At 65.2% G+C, this 14227-nt stretch carries 18 protein-coding genes and 1 riboswitch; of the genes, 8 read left to right on the forward strand and 10 right to left on the reverse strand.

What is annotated here, in order from left to right:
• Window positions 1–7: 7 nt before the first annotated feature.
• From GGQ89_RS09815 to GGQ89_RS09830, 4 genes are all read left to right on the forward strand, one after another.
• Window positions 8–532: a GNAT family N-acetyltransferase gene (locus GGQ89_RS09815; RefSeq protein WP_184105621.1), complete on the forward strand. Its 525-nt coding sequence runs from the start codon at window positions 8–10 to the stop codon at window positions 530–532.
• A 285-nt stretch (window positions 533–817) separates the two neighbouring features.
• The gene (locus GGQ89_RS09820; RefSeq protein WP_221238913.1) at window positions 818–1651 is read left to right on the forward strand and encodes a sterol desaturase family protein; all 834 of its coding nucleotides are present in this window, start codon (window positions 818–820) and stop codon (window positions 1649–1651) included.
• Window positions 1617–1937: a DUF2141 domain-containing protein gene (locus GGQ89_RS09825; protein ID WP_330218791.1), complete on the forward strand. Its 321-nt coding sequence runs from the start codon at window positions 1617–1619 to the stop codon at window positions 1935–1937. Before GGQ89_RS09820 ends, GGQ89_RS09825 begins: the two co-directional genes overlap by 35 nt.
• A 72-nt stretch (window positions 1938–2009) precedes the next feature.
• On the forward strand, window positions 2010–2894 hold the full coding sequence (locus tag GGQ89_RS09830; RefSeq protein ID WP_236697071.1) for a MipA/OmpV family protein: 885 nt from the start codon (window positions 2010–2012) through the stop codon (window positions 2892–2894).
• A 181-nt stretch (window positions 2895–3075) separates the two neighbouring features.
• Here the strand turns inward: GGQ89_RS09830 and GGQ89_RS09835 are convergent, their stop codons facing one another.
• A complete protein-coding gene (locus GGQ89_RS09835; protein WP_056435817.1) occupies window positions 3076–3591 on the reverse strand; it encodes a hypothetical protein in 516 nt (171 codons plus the stop codon).
• Between the two features lie 64 nt (window positions 3592–3655).
• Between GGQ89_RS09835 and GGQ89_RS09840 the strand changes: the two genes are divergently transcribed.
• On the forward strand, window positions 3656–4099 hold the full coding sequence (locus GGQ89_RS09840) for a DUF1810 domain-containing protein (protein ID WP_184105623.1): 444 nt from the start codon (window positions 3656–3658) through the stop codon (window positions 4097–4099).
• A gap of 34 nt (window positions 4100–4133) precedes the next feature.
• Here the strand turns inward: GGQ89_RS09840 and GGQ89_RS09845 are convergent, their stop codons facing one another.
• Window positions 4134–4511: a hypothetical protein gene (locus GGQ89_RS09845; RefSeq protein WP_184105624.1), complete on the reverse strand. Its 378-nt coding sequence runs from the start codon at window positions 4509–4511 to the stop codon at window positions 4134–4136.
• Between the two features lie 111 nt (window positions 4512–4622).
• On the opposite strand from GGQ89_RS09845, the gene ung reads away from it, so the two are divergent.
• The 3 genes from ung to GGQ89_RS09860 all read left to right on the forward strand — a co-directional run bounded on the left by ung (window position 4623) and on the right by GGQ89_RS09860 (window position 5932).
• Window positions 4623–5318 carry a uracil-DNA glycosylase gene (ung, locus tag GGQ89_RS09850; RefSeq protein ID WP_184105625.1) on the forward strand — a complete coding sequence of 232 codons (696 nt, stop codon included), beginning with the start codon at window positions 4623–4625 and terminating at the stop codon, window positions 5316–5318.
• A 78-nt stretch (window positions 5319–5396) separates the two neighbouring features.
• Window positions 5397–5708, forward strand: coding sequence for an alkylphosphonate utilization protein (locus GGQ89_RS09855; RefSeq protein ID WP_056435829.1), 312 nt, complete (start codon window positions 5397–5399; stop codon window positions 5706–5708).
• A gap of 38 nt (window positions 5709–5746) precedes the next feature.
• Window positions 5747–5932: a type II toxin-antitoxin system Phd/YefM family antitoxin gene (locus GGQ89_RS09860; protein ID WP_184105626.1), complete on the forward strand. Its 186-nt coding sequence runs from the start codon at window positions 5747–5749 to the stop codon at window positions 5930–5932.
• Here GGQ89_RS09860 and GGQ89_RS09865 read toward each other — a convergent pair.
• The 8 genes from GGQ89_RS09865 to GGQ89_RS09900 all read right to left on the reverse strand — a co-directional run bounded on the left by GGQ89_RS09865 (window position 5929) and on the right by GGQ89_RS09900 (window position 14219).
• Window positions 5929–6558 carry a hypothetical protein gene (locus tag GGQ89_RS09865; protein ID WP_184105627.1) on the reverse strand — a complete coding sequence of 210 codons (630 nt, stop codon included), beginning with the start codon at window positions 6556–6558 and terminating at the stop codon, window positions 5929–5931. The two genes, GGQ89_RS09860 and GGQ89_RS09865, sit on opposite strands and share 4 nt — an antisense overlap.
• A 187-nt stretch (window positions 6559–6745) precedes the next feature.
• Entirely contained in the window at window positions 6746–8593 is a 1848-nt protein-coding gene (thiC, locus tag GGQ89_RS09870; RefSeq protein ID WP_184105628.1) for a phosphomethylpyrimidine synthase ThiC, read from the reverse strand.
• A gap of 48 nt (window positions 8594–8641) precedes the next feature.
• Window positions 8642–8732, reverse strand: a riboswitch (TPP riboswitch).
• 153 nt (window positions 8733–8885) lie between these two features.
• On the reverse strand, window positions 8886–9917 hold the full coding sequence (locus GGQ89_RS09875; protein ID WP_056435841.1) for a ferritin-like domain-containing protein: 1032 nt from the start codon (window positions 9915–9917) through the stop codon (window positions 8886–8888).
• 34 nt (window positions 9918–9951) lie between these two features.
• The gene (locus GGQ89_RS09880) at window positions 9952–10932 is read right to left on the reverse strand and encodes a ferritin-like domain-containing protein (RefSeq protein WP_184105678.1); all 981 of its coding nucleotides are present in this window, start codon (window positions 10930–10932) and stop codon (window positions 9952–9954) included.
• 200 nt (window positions 10933–11132) lie between these two features.
• Window positions 11133–12110, reverse strand: coding sequence for an L-histidine N(alpha)-methyltransferase (gene egtD / locus GGQ89_RS09885; protein ID WP_184105629.1), 978 nt, complete (start codon window positions 12108–12110; stop codon window positions 11133–11135).
• 2 nt (window positions 12111–12112) lie between these two features.
• Window positions 12113–13384 (reverse strand): ergothioneine biosynthesis protein EgtB, encoded by a 1272-nt coding sequence (gene egtB, locus GGQ89_RS09890; protein WP_184105630.1) that lies wholly within the window; start codon window positions 13382–13384, stop codon window positions 12113–12115.
• Window positions 13385–13423: 39 nt separating this feature from the next.
• Window positions 13424–13987, reverse strand: coding sequence for a cob(I)yrinic acid a,c-diamide adenosyltransferase (locus GGQ89_RS09895; RefSeq protein WP_184105631.1), 564 nt, complete (start codon window positions 13985–13987; stop codon window positions 13424–13426).
• 4 nt (window positions 13988–13991) lie between these two features.
• On the reverse strand, window positions 13992–14219 hold the full coding sequence (locus tag GGQ89_RS09900) for a twin transmembrane helix small protein (RefSeq protein ID WP_056435854.1): 228 nt from the start codon (window positions 14217–14219) through the stop codon (window positions 13992–13994).
• Window positions 14220–14227 lie beyond the last annotated feature (8 nt).

Consider the following 14227-nt stretch of genomic DNA (forward strand, 5'->3'; position numbering starts at 1 on the left):
GCGGGGCATGAGCGCCCCGACCCTGACCCCAACCCTGACCACCGCGCGACTGACGCTGCGCGGTCACCAGCCCGACGATCTCGATGCACTGGCGGCGATGTGGGCCGATCCGGCGGTCTATGGGATGATCGGCGGCCAGCCGCGCCCGCGCGAAGATGTCTGGATCCGGCTGTTGCGGTCGGTCGGGTGCTGGACGGTGTTCGGCTATGGCGCCTGGGTGGTGTGCGACCGGACGACCGGGCAGGTCCTGGGCGATATGGGCCTTCTGGAATCGCGGCGCGCGATCATGCCCGAACTGACGGTGCCGGAGACGGGATGGACGCTGGTCCCGACGGCGCATGGCCGGGGCTTTGCGGCCGAGGCGATGCGTGCGGTGCTCGACTGGGCCGATGGACGCGGCCTGACGCGGACATGCTGCATCATCGATCCGGGGAATGTGGCGTCGATCCGACTGGCGGAAAAGCTGGGCTACGGCAAATCGGTCGAGGGGGTTTATCACGACCGCCCGATCCGGATTTTCCACCGAGGTTAATCCCAACCTCCGTTCAGCCTGAACGGAGGTTGGGAGTAGAGTTCGCGCGGAGACGCGGAGACGTGCAGGTGTCACGCCCGGCCGACAGGCCCTTCTCATCCTCGACGGTGCGGCAAGGGCAGCAGTCGAACAGGCGGCGGACGCCGACGCCCGACCAGACCTCTCTGCGTCTCCGCGCCTCCGCGCGAACAAAAGGCCGCGCGCCGGACGTTCGCGGTTCAAGCTCCGCCCCCGATAGGGTACAAGACCCTCGTGACGCTTGCCCTGATCCTGTCCGCCATCGCCATGACGCTGATCGTCGGTGTCCGCTATCTGCTCGCCTCGGGAGCATTCGCGCTGGCGACCAAGGCGCGGCATCCGAACCTCTATGCCGGGCTCGATCCGCAGATCCGGCGGGAAATCTGGTGGAGCCTCGCCTCTGCCGCCATTTACGGCGTGCCCGCGGGGATCGTGGCCTGGGGCTGGCAGAATCGGGGATGGACGCAAATCTATGCCGATATCCACGCCTGGCCGCTCTGGTACTGGCCGGTTTCGGTGCTGCTGTACCTGATCGCGCACGACACCTGGTTCTATTGGACGCATCGCTGGATGCACCGGCCCGCCATCTTCAAGGCCGCGCACGCCGTCCATCATGCCAGCCGCCCGCCGACCGCCTGGGCCGCCATGGCGTTCCACCCGATCGAGGCGGTGACGGGCGCTGTGGTAATTCCGCTACTTGTGTTTGTGATTCCGATTCACATCGGCGCGCTCGGCTTGGTGCTGACGATCATGACCGTTATGGGCGTGACCAACCACATGGGTTGGGAGATCTTTCCGCGATTCCTGTGGCAGGGGCACCTGGGGGGGTGGCTCATCACGGCAAGCCATCATCAACGGCATCATGAGCAATATGGGTGCAATTATGGACTCTATTTCCGGTTCTGGGATCGATTGTGCGGCACGGACCGGGGGCTCGGGGATTTCGAGCGCGCCCATGCGCAGGCCGCGCGCCGCGCTTCTGGTGCTGGCCGCCCTGCCGCTGATCAGCGCCGCGCCGGTCAGCCGACTGGACATCGGGATCGACCAGCTCCGCTCGGCCAAGGGCATGATCCGGCTGTGCCTGACCGCCGACCCGGATAACTTCCCGCAATGCGTCGACGATGCCCGCGCGCTGACCCGTTCGGTTCCCGCCGGGCAGCGGGGCATCCACCTGGACGGCCTGCCGCACGGCAATTACGCCGCGGCCGTCATCCATGACGAGAACAACAACGCCAAGCTCGATACGCTGGCGGGCATCCCGCGCGAGGGCTTCGGCTTTTCGCGCAATCCGGTGATCCGGTTCGGCCCGCCGCGCTTTGCCGCGGCGCGGTTCACGCTCGATTCTGTTGCCGAAACACAACAGATCAAAATGCGGTACATCTTCTGACACAATCCGCCGGAGCGAAATCGTTACCGTAGCGTTGCATTTCGGATAACCGAATTCAGGGAGTTTTCCGTCTTGCGCCTATTTTCGCGCGTTTCCGCCCCGCTGATCGTCATGGGCGCACTGTCCCTGTCGGCCCCCGCTTTTGCGCAGGACGCCACGGTGTCCAGCAACCCCGCCGCCGCCGAGATGGCGGGCCAGTTGGGCAAGAACACCATCACCGTCGGCCTGGCCGGGGCCTATCTGCCGGATTATGAGGGGTCGAACGACTATCAGTTCACCCCCGCCCCCGCCGCGCTCGCCTATATCGACGGGCATACGATCACCTATATCGGCAACCGCGTCTCGGTCGACCTGATCGGCGACAAGGCCAATCGCGACTGGGATATCCAGGCGGGGCCGATCGGCGTGGTGAATTTGGACCGCACCGCGCCGTCGCGGATCGACGATCCCCGCGTCCGCGCGCTGGGCAAGATCGGCGCGGCGGTCGAGCTGGGCGGCTATGTCGGCATCGGCAAGATCGGCGTTATCACCAGCCCCTATGACCGGCTCTCCGTGTCGGTCAGCTATCGCCATGACGTGACCGGCGTGCATGACAGCGGCATCTGGCAGCCGTCGGTCAATTATTTCACGCCGCTGTCGACCAAGGCGGCGGTCGGCCTGTTCGCCACCGCCGAGCGGGTCGGGCGCGGCTATGCCCGGCGCTATTTCTCGATCAACCAGGATCAGAGCGCGGCGAGCGGCCTGCCGGTCTACAACGCCCGTTCGGGCTGGAAGGACTGGTCGGTCGGCGGGCTGGCCACCTATTCGATCACGGGCAACCTGCTGAAGGGTTGGAAGGTCGTCGGCGGCCTGACCTATGGCCGGATGGTCAACGATTTCGGCGACAGCCCGATCGTGTCGCAGGCCGGTTCGCGCAGCCAGTGGCTGAGCGCGCTGGGGCTGGCCTACACGTTCTGAGGACAAGCTAAAGGCCCGACCGGGGAGGAACTGCCGTAGGCATATCCGGCGGCGATCCTCCCTGGAATGAACGCCTTTCATACGGGTCAGTCGGTGCGCCTTCCTCTCCCCTCCCGCAAGCGGGAGGGGCGTGCTTCGCTGCGAGCCGCTGGCGCCCCCTCGCCATTCACGGGGGGGAGGATCAACCCTCCTGCGGGCATTCCCCCGGCTGGGTCACCGGCGCGCCGCCCATATACCAGTGGCTGCGGTCGCCCATCGTCTCGCGGTCATGATAGCAGACCCGCGCCTTGGTCGATTTCATATCGATCTCGACCGTCCAGTTGTTGTCGGCGCAGTCATGCGGGGTGCAGCCATGCGCGGCGATCCCCTGTTCCCCCTGGCGGAAGATCGGCACCGTCACCGCGCCGCGCGACATGATCCGCTGGACCAGCTTCTGATCGCCGACCGCATCGTGCAGCGCGGTCGCCACCTCGGTCCGATCGAAGAAGCTGACCCCGTCGACCGCATCGCCCGGATAATGGCCGATATAGCTGGTCAGCGGATTGACCTGCGCCACACCCGGCATCGGCGTGGGCCGTGCCGTGCCCGGCGGGGTGAAGTTGCCGGGGGCGACATCCGAGTCGGTATCCCCACCCTGCCCGCCACACGCCGACAGCGCGAGCAGAGCCAAGGGGGCAAGGATGGCGAAACGGCGCATGTCTCTCTCCTGACGAATCTCGTGTTGGCGGGAACGCTTCGGGGCTGCGGCCGGTTGCCCCTTCATGTCACCCCCGCCTTCCCATGATGCCGCGCTGGCCCGCTTTGTCGAGGTCCAGGCGAACAATTTTGCCACCGCGCTGGCCGAACTGCGATCCGGCCGAAAGCAAAGCCACTGGATGTGGTACATCTTCCCGCAGATCGCCGGACTGGGTCGCAGCCCGACCGCGATATTCTATGCCATCGCCGATGCCGGGGAAGCGCGGGCCTATCTGGCGCATCCGCTGCTCGGACCGCGTTTGCAGGACGCCGTGACCGCCGCGATCGATGCGCCGGGCTCGGCCGAGGCGATCTTCGGCGCGGTCGATGCGATGAAGCTGCGTTCGTCGCTGACCCTGTTTGCCACCGTGGCCGACGATCCCGCGCCGTTCCGCCAGGGGCTCGCGCGCTTCTTCGACGGGCAGGACGATCCCGCGACGCTGGCGAGACTCGACCGTCCCGAACGGTGACGGTAGAGTCTCCACCCGGCTCATTTGCCCGGATTCACTTGATCGTGACGGGGCCGGGGCCGGTGACGCTGGCCGACTGGTCGGCGGTCAGCACGATCGTCCACTGGGTCGTGCCGTCGCACACCGCGTTCCAGGTCGGGTTGCCGTTGGTGGCGGCGGCTTCCTTCATCACCGTGACCGACTGGCAGCTGGCGCCGCTCGGCCCGGCATCGCGGATCGCGCGGAACAGGACGCCGCGACGCTGGCCCTCGGGCAGCGCACGGATCTTGGCCCCCAGCGTGTCGGCGCTCATCTCGGTGCCGTTGGTGGTGACGGCGGCCGCGCTGTTGTTGGCCGGTTCGCTCGATGAGCCGCACGCGGCCAGCGGCAGCGCGGCGGCCATCACGGCCAGGAGAATCGTGGAACGCTGCATGATCCAGGTCCTTTCCTATCGGGCGGCCGCGGGAGGGCGACCGTATCGCCTGCATAACGATCATCGGCGACACCGGTTGCGCGCATCCGTCGCGAACGGCAAGACGCATTCATGAGCGACGTTCGATTGCACGAAAGCTGGCTGTCGGTGCTGCGGCCCGAATTCGACGAACCCTATATGAAGGCGCTGAAGACCTTCCTGGCCGAGGAGCGCGAGGGCGGCCAGCGCGTCTTCCCCCGCCCGTCCGAGTGGTTCCGCGCGCTGGACCTGACGCCGCTGGATCAGGTGCGCGTCGTCATCCTGGGGCAGGACCCCTATCATGGCGAGGGGCAGGCGCATGGCCTGGCCTTCTCGGTCCAGCCCGGCGTCCGGCCGCCGCCCAGCCTGGTCAATATCTACAAGGAGATGGCGACCGACCTGGGCATTGCGCCGCCCTCCCATGGCCTGCTCGACCATTGGGCGCGACAGGGGGTGCTGCTGCTCAACTCGGTGCTGACCGTACGCATGGGCCAGGCTGCCTCGCATCAGGTGCGCGGCTGGGAGCGGTTCACCGACGCCGTGATCCGCGCCGTCGCTGCCAAGCCCGAGCCGGTCGTCTTCATCCTGTGGGGCGCCTATGCCCAGAAGAAGGCTGGGTTCGTGCGCGAAATGGGCGAAGGGCGGCACTGCGTCCTGACCTCGGTCCATCCATCGCCCTTGTCGGCGCGGGGCGGCTTTTTCGGGTCGAAGCCCTTTTCCAAGGCCAATGCCTTTCTGGCCGAACATGGCCAGCCGCCGATCGACTGGGCACTGCCGCCGCTGTCATGATCTGTAATCGCTATGGCATCATTAGGCCTGAGCGCGCATAGGGTCGTGCATCCCCCATCTGACGAAGGAATACAGGCGATGGCCGATGACGATTATGTCTATGACGAAGCGACCGGCGAATGGATCAGCGCCGCGGACGCCGCCGCCAAGGGCGGAACGGCCAGCGACGACGATGCGGTCGTGGTGCGGGACTCGGTCGGCAATGTGCTGAACGACGGGGACCAGGTGACGCTGATCAAGGACCTGACCGTCAAGGGCGCAGGCCAGACGCTGAAGCGCGGCACCCTCATCAAGTCGATCCGCCTGACCGGCGACGCGCAGGAAATCGACTGCAAGTTCGACGGGATCAAGGGATTGGTCTTGCGCGCGGAGTTTGTGCGGAAGCGGTGACGGTTGACGTTCGGAGGATCGTAGGAGACCTTCAGCTCATGCAAGCCGTCTCCTACGCCGAAGCGTCCGAAAATCTGGAGGCGATGATCGACAAGGTCGTCGCCGACCGCGCGCCATTGGCGATCACGCTTGAGCGTAGCGAAGGCGCGGTGCTGGTGTCGGCCAGTGAATGGGCAATGATTGAGAAGGCTTTGCAGAGCCCGCATTCCACGCAGAAGGCTTAAGACGGTTCCGCCGGGCGCTGAAATGGCAGACGCTTTGGAATGGCGCTCATCATCGACGAAGCGTGACCCACGGCGATATTGCGCACGTCAAGCGCTCGATCGGTAATTGAACGAGTAATGTCACCTAGGCGACGCCCGAACGTTGTCGCTGCGTCTGCAACCATACGCTTAAGTTCAGCAAGGTTTTCGCTCGAAAGAAGCGCCTTGATTGTTTCCACGGCAAAATCGGCAACCGATTTGATGAGCTGCTTTCCCATGGCAAAGGCATCGGCAACGGTGTCGAGCAACTTATTTCGCTCATCTTCGCTGAGCGCATGCCAGCCATAGTGAACGGCACCAATCGCAGCACAGGTCATCATCACCGGATTGGCTAAGCTAATCGTCCCGCCAACCGGCACTATGCCCGCACCTAACAATGCTCGACCTACGCCGATCAGCATCAAGCCATGCTCAGAACCAACACCAAAACCAATTTGCACGGCCTCAAGCACATGACCACAACGGCTTAGTAGAACATTGTCCAAGCCTTTGAGCATCTCGACGTGGCTGGCGAGAAAGCTAGAAGCGTCAGAAAAGCCGTAAACTTGCGCGAGTGCCGTGACGCCTGCCGTTGCGATCTGCAACATGGCTTTCTCCCAGGATATTCAAAACCCGTACAGGCATCTATCCCTAAAACCACTGCAAGCAACCGGCTTATATCAAAACTGTGTCGAATTTAGATGTTTTGCTGCCCCATGGCCCTCAACTTCGCTCAGGCTAAACCAAGGTCGAGAACAACGGGGGCCGCGCCCTCACTGGATGCGGCCCCTTTCCTCACTCCGCCGGAAGGTAAACCTCCCCGCCCTTCTCGCGGAACCGCTCGCTCATTTCCTGCATCCCCGCTTCGGCATCCTCGGCTGCGACGAAGGTTTCGACCGGCGCGTTCTGCTTGGCCGCGAATTCCCGCACTTCCTGCGTGATCTTCATCGAGCAGAATTTCGGGCCGCACATCGAACAGAAATGCGCGGTCTTGGCGCCCTCCGCCGGGAGGGTCTGGTCGTGGTACGACTCTGCCGTGTCGGGGTCGAGCGACAGGTTGAACTGGTCGCGCCAGCGGAACTCGAAGCGGGCGCGGCTCAGTGCGTCGTCGCGCATCTTGGCAGCCGGGTGCCCCTTGGCCAGGTCTGCGGCGTGGGCGGCCAGCTTGTAGGTGACGACGCCGACCTTCACGTCGTCACGGTCGGGCAGGCCCAGATGCTCCTTGGGCGTGACATAGCAAAGCATCGCCGTGCCGTACCAGCCGATCATCGCCGCGCCGATGCCGCTGGTGATATGGTCGTAACCCGGTGCGATATCGGTAGTCAGCGGCCCAAGCGTGTAGAAGGGCGCCTCGCCGCACGCCTCCAGCTGCTTTTCCATATTCTGCTTGATCTTGTGCATCGGCACATGGCCGGGGCCTTCAATCATGACCTGCACGTCCTGCGCCCAGGCGCGCTTGGTGAGTTCACCCAGCGTGTAGAGTTCGGCGAACTGCGCCTCGTCATTGGCGTCGGCGATCGCGCCGGGACGCAGGCCGTCGCCCAGCGAATAGGCGATGTCGTACGCCTTCATGATCTCGGTGATCTCGTCGAAGCGTTCGTAGAGGAACGACTCCTTGTGATGCGCCAGGCACCATTTCGCCATGATCGAGCCGCCACGCGACACGATGCCCGTCACGCGCTTGGCGGTCAGCGGGATATAGGGCAGGCGCACGCCCGCATGGATGGTGAAATAGTCGACGCCCTGCTCGGCTTGTTCGATCAGCGTGTCGCGGAAGATTTCCCAGGTCAGCTCCTCGGCGATGCCACCGACCTTTTCCAGCGCCTGATAGATGGGGACCGTGCCGATCGGCACCGGCGAGTTGCGGATGATCCATTCGCGCGTGTCGTGGATGTTGCGGCCCGTCGACAGGTCCATGACCGTGTCCGCGCCCCAGCGGATCGACCAGACCAGCTTGTCGACCTCGGACGCCACGTTAGAGGCCACCGCCGAATTGCCGATATTGGCGTTGATCTTGACCAGGAAGTTGCGGCCGATCGCCATCGGTTCGGATTCGGGGTGGTTGATATTGTTGGGGATGATCGCCCGGCCGCGCGCCACTTCGTCGCGGACGAATTCGGGCGTCACGTAATCGGGGATGTCCGCGCCGAAGCTCTCGCCGTCGCGGACATATTCCTTCAGCATCTCGCGGCCCAGATTTTCGCGGGTCGCGACATATTCCATTTCGGGCGTGATGATACCCCGGCGGGCATAATGCATCTGGCTGACGTTCATGCCTGCACGCGCGCGCAGCGGACGGTTCAGCCCGGTGCGCGGGAATTGCGGCACGCCGCCCGAACGGTCGGGGCCAAGCTGGCCGTTATCCTCGGGGCGGATTTCGCGGCCGTCATAGGCCTCGACATCGCCGCGCGCCTCGATCCAGTTGCGACGGATTTGCGGCAGGCCCGCCATGATGTCGATGCGCGCATTCGGATCGGTATAGGCACCGCTCGTATCGTACACGCGCAAGGGCGGCTCGCCCGAGGAGGGATCGAGATGGATTTCGCGCATCGCGACGTTCAGCGGGCCGACGTGAATCTTCTTCGAGCCACGAATGGGGCCGGTGGTCACGCCAATTTCGGCCTTTGCGGGGATATCTGCCATAGTCGTCCACTCCATGCGGAGGAAACGGACCATGAGAGATGGGGCCGCTCCCTCCCTACGCCGGTGTCAGCCGGATCAGGTTCAGCGGGTCAGGGGCTCTTGCCCCCCTCTCAAGCGCAGGCCAGCGCTCCCCCGGGGATGGGCCCGTCATAAGCGACTTCGCGGCGGATAAGAAGCGGTTTTGCGTGAAGGTGGATCAGCCCCGCCACGCAAACAAAATGCCCCGACCGGCCAGGGGACTAGCGACCGATCGGGGCAAACGGCCCTTGGAGGGGACCTTGGGAAGGGGGTTTTAGCCGCTGGCGGCGCTGGTGCGGACGTTGCCGTTCAGGCCGCTGGGGAAGAAGCCGCCGCCGGTCACCGCCGCCTTGTTGAGATACACGACGTTCAGCACCTGGCCGGGCGTGCGGACAAAGGCGATGGCGTTGGAGTCGGCGGGAACCAGGTTCGCCACCTGCGTGCCGTTCACCGTCGTCACGAGGCCCTGGTCGAGATCGGCCGAGCCGTCCAGGCTGTCGCGCGCGTCCGAGATCTTGCCCGCATTGGTGATCAGCGCCGAATTGCTCAGCCCCTTGCGGTACAGCGTCGTGCGGACCAGACCGGCATGATAGGCCTCGGCCGCGTGGATGCCCGCCGCCGCCTCGATGAAGGTCTTGTTGGTCAGCAGGGAGACGCCGCCCATATAGGCGGTGACGCCGACATCCTCGAACAGGAACGCGCCGAGGAGGAAGGCTTCGTCCGAGGCATAGGGGTCGAAGGTGCCGCTGGTGATCACGCCCGCCGCCAGCGCCGCCGCCGTGAACGCGCCGCTGGCATCGCCCGACAGGTTGATCGCAGGCTGCGCCACCGCCGCACTGCCCAGCGCCGAGCGCAGGAAGTTGACATGCGCGATCTCGTCATAGGCGATCTCGCGCGCATATTGCGCGACGATCCGGTCCTGAAACTCGACCTTACGCGGCTGGCCCGCGCCGTTGGTGGCGCTGGTGTTGATCGCGACCGCGCCCTGCGATCCGGTGCCGGTCAGCGCCGACGACGGCAGGCCGGTGCCGAAGGCGGCATAGCTGTAGAATTGCGCTTCCAGATATTCGAGCTGGAGCGCGAAGTTCAGCACATCGGCATCCGTCACCGACCCGGTCGGGGTGGTGGTGGGCGTCGGCGTGGGTACGACGATGACGTTGTCGCCATCGTCACCGCAGGCGCCCAGCATCGCCAGGCCGCCGACGGCGCCAGCCCCGGCGGCCATACGCATGAAACGGCGACGATCGGACCGGCGCTTGGCGGAGGCTTCTTCGATAACCTCGAGAATGCAGCGTTCTTCGCTCATGATTCAAATCCTCTCCAGAGGAGGAAAAAGGGGATCAGTTCGCCACGCTCGCGCGCAGATTGCCGTTGACGCCGGCCGGGAAGAACCCGCCCAGCGTGGCGGCCGCCTTGTTCAGGTACACGATGTTGAGCACCTGACCCGGCGAGCGGCTGAACGCGATGCCGTTGGTATCGAGCGGCACGATGTTGGACACCAGCTGTCCGTTGACCGTGGCCTGGGCGATCCCCTGGTCGAGGTCGGTCGAACCGTCCAGGCTGTCGCGCGCATCCGAAATCTTGCCGGCGGCGGTGACGAGCGACGATTCCGGGTTGGGATCGGCATAGCCGCGGGCATAGAGCGTCGTGCGCACGATGGCCGCGTGATAGGCCTCGACCGCCAGAATACCGGCCGCCGCCTGCAAGAAGGTCTTGTTGCTGATCAGCGGCGAGGCGCCCTTATAGGCGGTCACGCCGACATCCTCGAAGATGTACGCGCCCAGCAGGAAGGCGGTGGGCGAGCTATAGGGATTGAAGGTGCCGCTAGTAATCACGCCCGCGGCCAGCGCCGCCGCCGTGAACGGGCCATTGGCATCGCCCGAGATGTTGATCGCGGGTTGCGCGACCGCCGCACTGCCCAGCGCGGTGCGCAGGAAGGCGACATGCGCCGCCTCGTCCGCCGCGATCTCGCGGGCATATTGCCCGACAATGGCGTCGTCGGCGCTGCCGGTCGCGAAATTGACCTGCTGGCCGCCGGTCACGGCACCCTGGGTGCCGGTGCCGGTCAGCTGGTTGGAGGCCAGGCCGGTGCCGTTGGCGGCAAAGGCATAGAACTGCGCCTCGAGATATTCGAGGTTCAACGCGAAGTTCAGAATGTCGGTGTCGGTGATCGTCGACTGGGCCCCGGCCTTGCCTGCCAGGGAAAAGGCGGTCAAGCCGGCGGCTGCCGCGCCCATCGCCGTCTTGAAGAATTCGCGCCGCATATTGCGGCGCTCGACCCGTGCATCGAACGCGTCGAGCAGTTGTGCGCTTTCCGTCATCATGCTCCTCCCGATCAGGAACCAGCGGCCAGCTCTTCTGTTATGATGTAACGATCAGAAGTACATGCCGTGGGGTTTTGCCAAGGCCTGCTTTGCGAGCGAGGTCTTGGCCGAACCGGAAGTCAAAACGTCGGCTCTGACGAAAAGACGCATCGAACTAACAAAAATCAGATTTTAATCGTGATGCCACGACAGGACGTTTATGGTGCAAGCCGAGCCGATTGCGCTTCGGCCAGATAGACCGAAAACAGCTGATCGGGGTCCGTCCAGTCCTTCACCGGGGTCCAGCCCCCCGCCCGCAGCAGGATCTTGGCATCGCGTGGTCCGTATTTGTGGCTGTTCTCGGTATGGATCGTCTCGCCCGCCGCCATGGCGAAGGGGCGACCTTCGATGGTGAAGTCGACATCCTGCTGCGCCGCCAGATGCATCTCGATCCGCGAACGATCGTCGTTCCAGATGGCACGATGGCGAAAGGCATCGACCGGGATGGTGCCGTCCAGCTCGCGGTTGATCCGGTCGAGCAGGTTGCGGTTGAACGCCGCCGTCACGCCTGCCGCATCGTCATAGGCGGGGACCAGCACGTCGCTGGGCTTGGTCCGGTCCATGCCGATCAGCAGCATCGCCCCCTCGCCCAGCGAGCCGCGCATCGCGCGCAGCAGGTCGGTCGCCATGGCGGGCGTCATGTTGCCGATGGTCGATCCGGGGAAGAACCCCAGTTTCGGCGCATCCGCCACCATCGCGGGCAGCGTCAGCGGGCGCATGAAATCGCCCTCCAGCGGATGGATGGGCAGGTCGGGAAACGCCTGTTGCAGCCCGCGCGCGGATTCGCGCAGGAAGTCGCCCGAAATGTCGATCGGCACATAGGCCGATGGTTCGACACAGCGCAGCAGGACCGGCGTCTTGGTCGAGGAGCCCGATCCGAATTCGACCACCGCGCGTCCCTTGCCGACATGCGCGACCAGATCGGGGCACATGGCCTTCAGGATCGCCGTCTCGGTCCGCGTCGGATAATATTCGGGCAGGTCGGTGATCGCCTCGAACAGCTCGGACCCCTTGCGGTCGTAGAACCAGCGCGCGGGGATGGCGCGCGGGCGACGCTCCAACCCGGCAAGGACGTCGGCGCGGAAGGCGGGGTCGGCCAGCGACATCTGGCCGTCCTCGATCTCGGGCTTCAGCATGCTTAAAGATCCTTTGCCAGGCGGACGCCGGTGAACTGCCAGCGTTGATGGGGGTAGAAGAAATTGCGGTAACAGGCGCGGGCATGGCCCCGCGGCGTCGCGCAGCTGCCGCCGCGCAGGACGAACTGCCCGTTCATGAACTTGCCATTATATTCGCCGACCGCGCCCTCGACGGGGTGGAAGCCGGGATAGGGGCGATAGGCGCTGCCGGTCCATTCCCAGACATCGCCGAAAAAGGCCGGGCCGCCCGAGGAAGGGCGCGGCTCGATCGCGCCCGCGCGGTCCAACTGGTTGCCGCCCGATGCGTCGAACGACGCGGCCGCCGCTTCCCATTCGAATTCGGTCGGCAGTCGCGCGCCCGCCCAGGTGGCGAAGGCATCGGCCTCGTAGAAGCTGACATGGGTGACCGGCGCGGCGGGGTCGATCGGACGCCGCCCGTCGAGCCCGAACCGGGTCCAGCCGCCGTCGCGCTGTTCCCAATAGAGCGGCGAGGCGATGCCCTCGCTCTTCACCCAGGCCCAGCCGTCCGACAGCCAGAGCCGTGCGTCATGATAGCCGCCATCGTCGATGAACTGCATCCATTCGGCATTGGTGACGGTGCGGTCGGCCATGGCATGGCCCTGAAGCAGCGCCTGATGACGCGGCCCTTCGCAATCGAAGGCGAAGCCCTGCCCGTCATGGCCGATCTCGACGATCCCCGCCCTGCCCTCGATCCAGCCGATCGGACCGGGCATGGCGACGGGGGCTTTCGGCTCGGGCGGATGGATTGCCGGTTCCAGCGGGTTTTCCGAGAACAGATGCAGGATGTCGGTGACGAACAATTCCTGATGCTGCTCCTCATGGTGACAGCCCAGCGCCACCAGTTCGAGCGCCTCGGCGGGCAGGTCGGGCAGCGCCGCCAGCAATGCGGCATCGACATGGGCGCGATAGGCCCGCACCTCGTCCAGCGTCGGCCGTGTGATCATCCCCCGGCGATGGCGCGCATGACGCTTTCCCTCCGCCTCGTAATAGCTGTTGAAGAGGAAGGGGAAGCGCGGGTCGTGCAGGCCGTAACCCGGCACATGGTCGCGCAGCACGAAGGTTTCGAAGAACCAGGTGGTATGCGCCATATGCCATTTGGCGGGCGAAGCGTCCGGCATCGACTGGACGGTCGCATCGGCATCGGACAGCGGCTCGGCCAGCGCCAGGGTCAGCGCGCGGACCGAGCGATAGCGGGATGCCAGAGAATCGGCAGGTGTCAGGGTCGCCGCAGAGGACGGCACAAGGGTCGGCATTGGGCGCTCCCCGGGATAGCGGGAAACGCGGTCGGCCCCTTACCGTACCATGCGTGCCCCTCCTGGAACCCAAAGAACGTCCGATGCGCCGCTTTGGTTCATCGTGCGCGCAGCGACAAAAAGCCAATCCGACAATCGGTTGAGATAGGCGAGCGCGGGCGGGTTGATCGCCTCCTGCCCGGCCAGCGCCACGGCGGCGCGCTCGGCCCGCCGGGCGATGGCGCGCGCCAGATGCAGATGCGCTGACGCCGCGCTGCCGCCAGGCAGGATGAAGCTGGTCAGCGGGGACAGCGACGCGTTCATCGCGTCGATCTCCGCCTCCAGCCGCGCGACCTGCTCGGGAATGATGCGAAGCGCCCCCTCCACCTCTCCGGGCGTGGCAAGATCCGCGCCGAGGTCGAACAGATCGTTCTGGATCATGGTCAGTCGCTCGGTGAGCGGCCCCTCGACTGACAGCAAGGCCACGCCGATCGCGCTGTTCGCCTCGTCCACCTCGCCGATCGCGACCATGCGCATATCCGCCTTGGAACGGCGCGATCCGTCGACCAGCCCGGTCGTGCCTTCGTCGCCGGTGCGGGTGTAGATTTTCGTCAGCTTGACCAAGGGATCAGGTCCGCCCCGCCATGAACAGCAACAGCACGACCACGGTGATCGCCAGCGCCTGGAAGAAGATGCGCTGCTGCATCATCCGGTTGGACTTGAGCTGCGACGCGGTCGGCCCCTCGCCCTTTGCCTCGGCGGTCGCCTCCTGGAGAAAGGTGATGATGCCGCGCACCAGCGCGACCAATGTGGCGAGCATCGCCGCGATCAGCAGGATCACGAGAAAAGTGGTCATGCCCTTGA

The organism is Sphingomonas yabuuchiae (genome assembly GCF_014199595.1).
Taxonomy (GTDB): Bacteria; Pseudomonadota; Alphaproteobacteria; order Sphingomonadales; family Sphingomonadaceae; genus Sphingomonas; species Sphingomonas yabuuchiae.

What these genes read in the sequence shown, in the direction of transcription:
- egtD (WP_184105629.1), bottom strand. Translation starts at nt 12,110, where the DNA reads ATGCTGAAGCCCGAGATCGAGGACGGCCAGATGTCGCTGGCCGACCCC.
- GGQ89_RS09820 (WP_221238913.1), top strand. Translation starts at nt 818, where the DNA reads ATGACGCTGATCGTCGGTGTCCGCTATCTGCTCGCCTCGGGAGCATTC.
- GGQ89_RS09865 (WP_184105627.1), bottom strand. Translation starts at nt 6,558, where the DNA reads ATGTTGCAGATCGCAACGGCAGGCGTCACGGCACTCGCGCAAGTTTAC.
- GGQ89_RS09860 (WP_184105626.1), top strand. Translation starts at nt 5,747, where the DNA reads ATGCAAGCCGTCTCCTACGCCGAAGCGTCCGAAAATCTGGAGGCGATG.
- egtB (WP_184105630.1), bottom strand. Translation starts at nt 13,384, where the DNA reads ATGCCGACCCTTGTGCCGTCCTCTGCGGCGACCCTGACACCTGCCGAT.
- GGQ89_RS09880 (WP_184105678.1), bottom strand. Translation starts at nt 10,932, where the DNA reads ATGACGGAAAGCGCACAACTGCTCGACGCGTTCGATGCACGGGTCGAG.
- GGQ89_RS09840 (WP_184105623.1), top strand. Translation starts at nt 3,656, where the DNA reads ATGTCACCCCCGCCTTCCCATGATGCCGCGCTGGCCCGCTTTGTCGAG.
- GGQ89_RS09875 (WP_056435841.1), bottom strand. Translation starts at nt 9,917, where the DNA reads ATGAGCGAAGAACGCTGCATTCTCGAGGTTATCGAAGAAGCCTCCGCC.
- GGQ89_RS09845 (WP_184105624.1), bottom strand. Translation starts at nt 4,511, where the DNA reads ATGCAGCGTTCCACGATTCTCCTGGCCGTGATGGCCGCCGCGCTGCCG.
- GGQ89_RS09900 (WP_056435854.1), bottom strand. Translation starts at nt 14,219, where the DNA reads ATGACCACTTTTCTCGTGATCCTGCTGATCGCGGCGATGCTCGCCACA.
- thiC (WP_184105628.1), bottom strand. Translation starts at nt 8,593, where the DNA reads ATGGCAGATATCCCCGCAAAGGCCGAAATTGGCGTGACCACCGGCCCC.
- GGQ89_RS09835 (WP_056435817.1), bottom strand. Translation starts at nt 3,591, where the DNA reads ATGCGCCGTTTCGCCATCCTTGCCCCCTTGGCTCTGCTCGCGCTGTCG.
- GGQ89_RS09855 (WP_056435829.1), top strand. Translation starts at nt 5,397, where the DNA reads ATGGCCGATGACGATTATGTCTATGACGAAGCGACCGGCGAATGGATC.
- GGQ89_RS09815 (WP_184105621.1), top strand. Translation starts at nt 8, where the DNA reads ATGAGCGCCCCGACCCTGACCCCAACCCTGACCACCGCGCGACTGACG.
- GGQ89_RS09825 (WP_330218791.1), top strand. Translation starts at nt 1,617, where the DNA reads ATGATCCGGCTGTGCCTGACCGCCGACCCGGATAACTTCCCGCAATGC.
- ung (WP_184105625.1), top strand. Translation starts at nt 4,623, where the DNA reads ATGAGCGACGTTCGATTGCACGAAAGCTGGCTGTCGGTGCTGCGGCCC.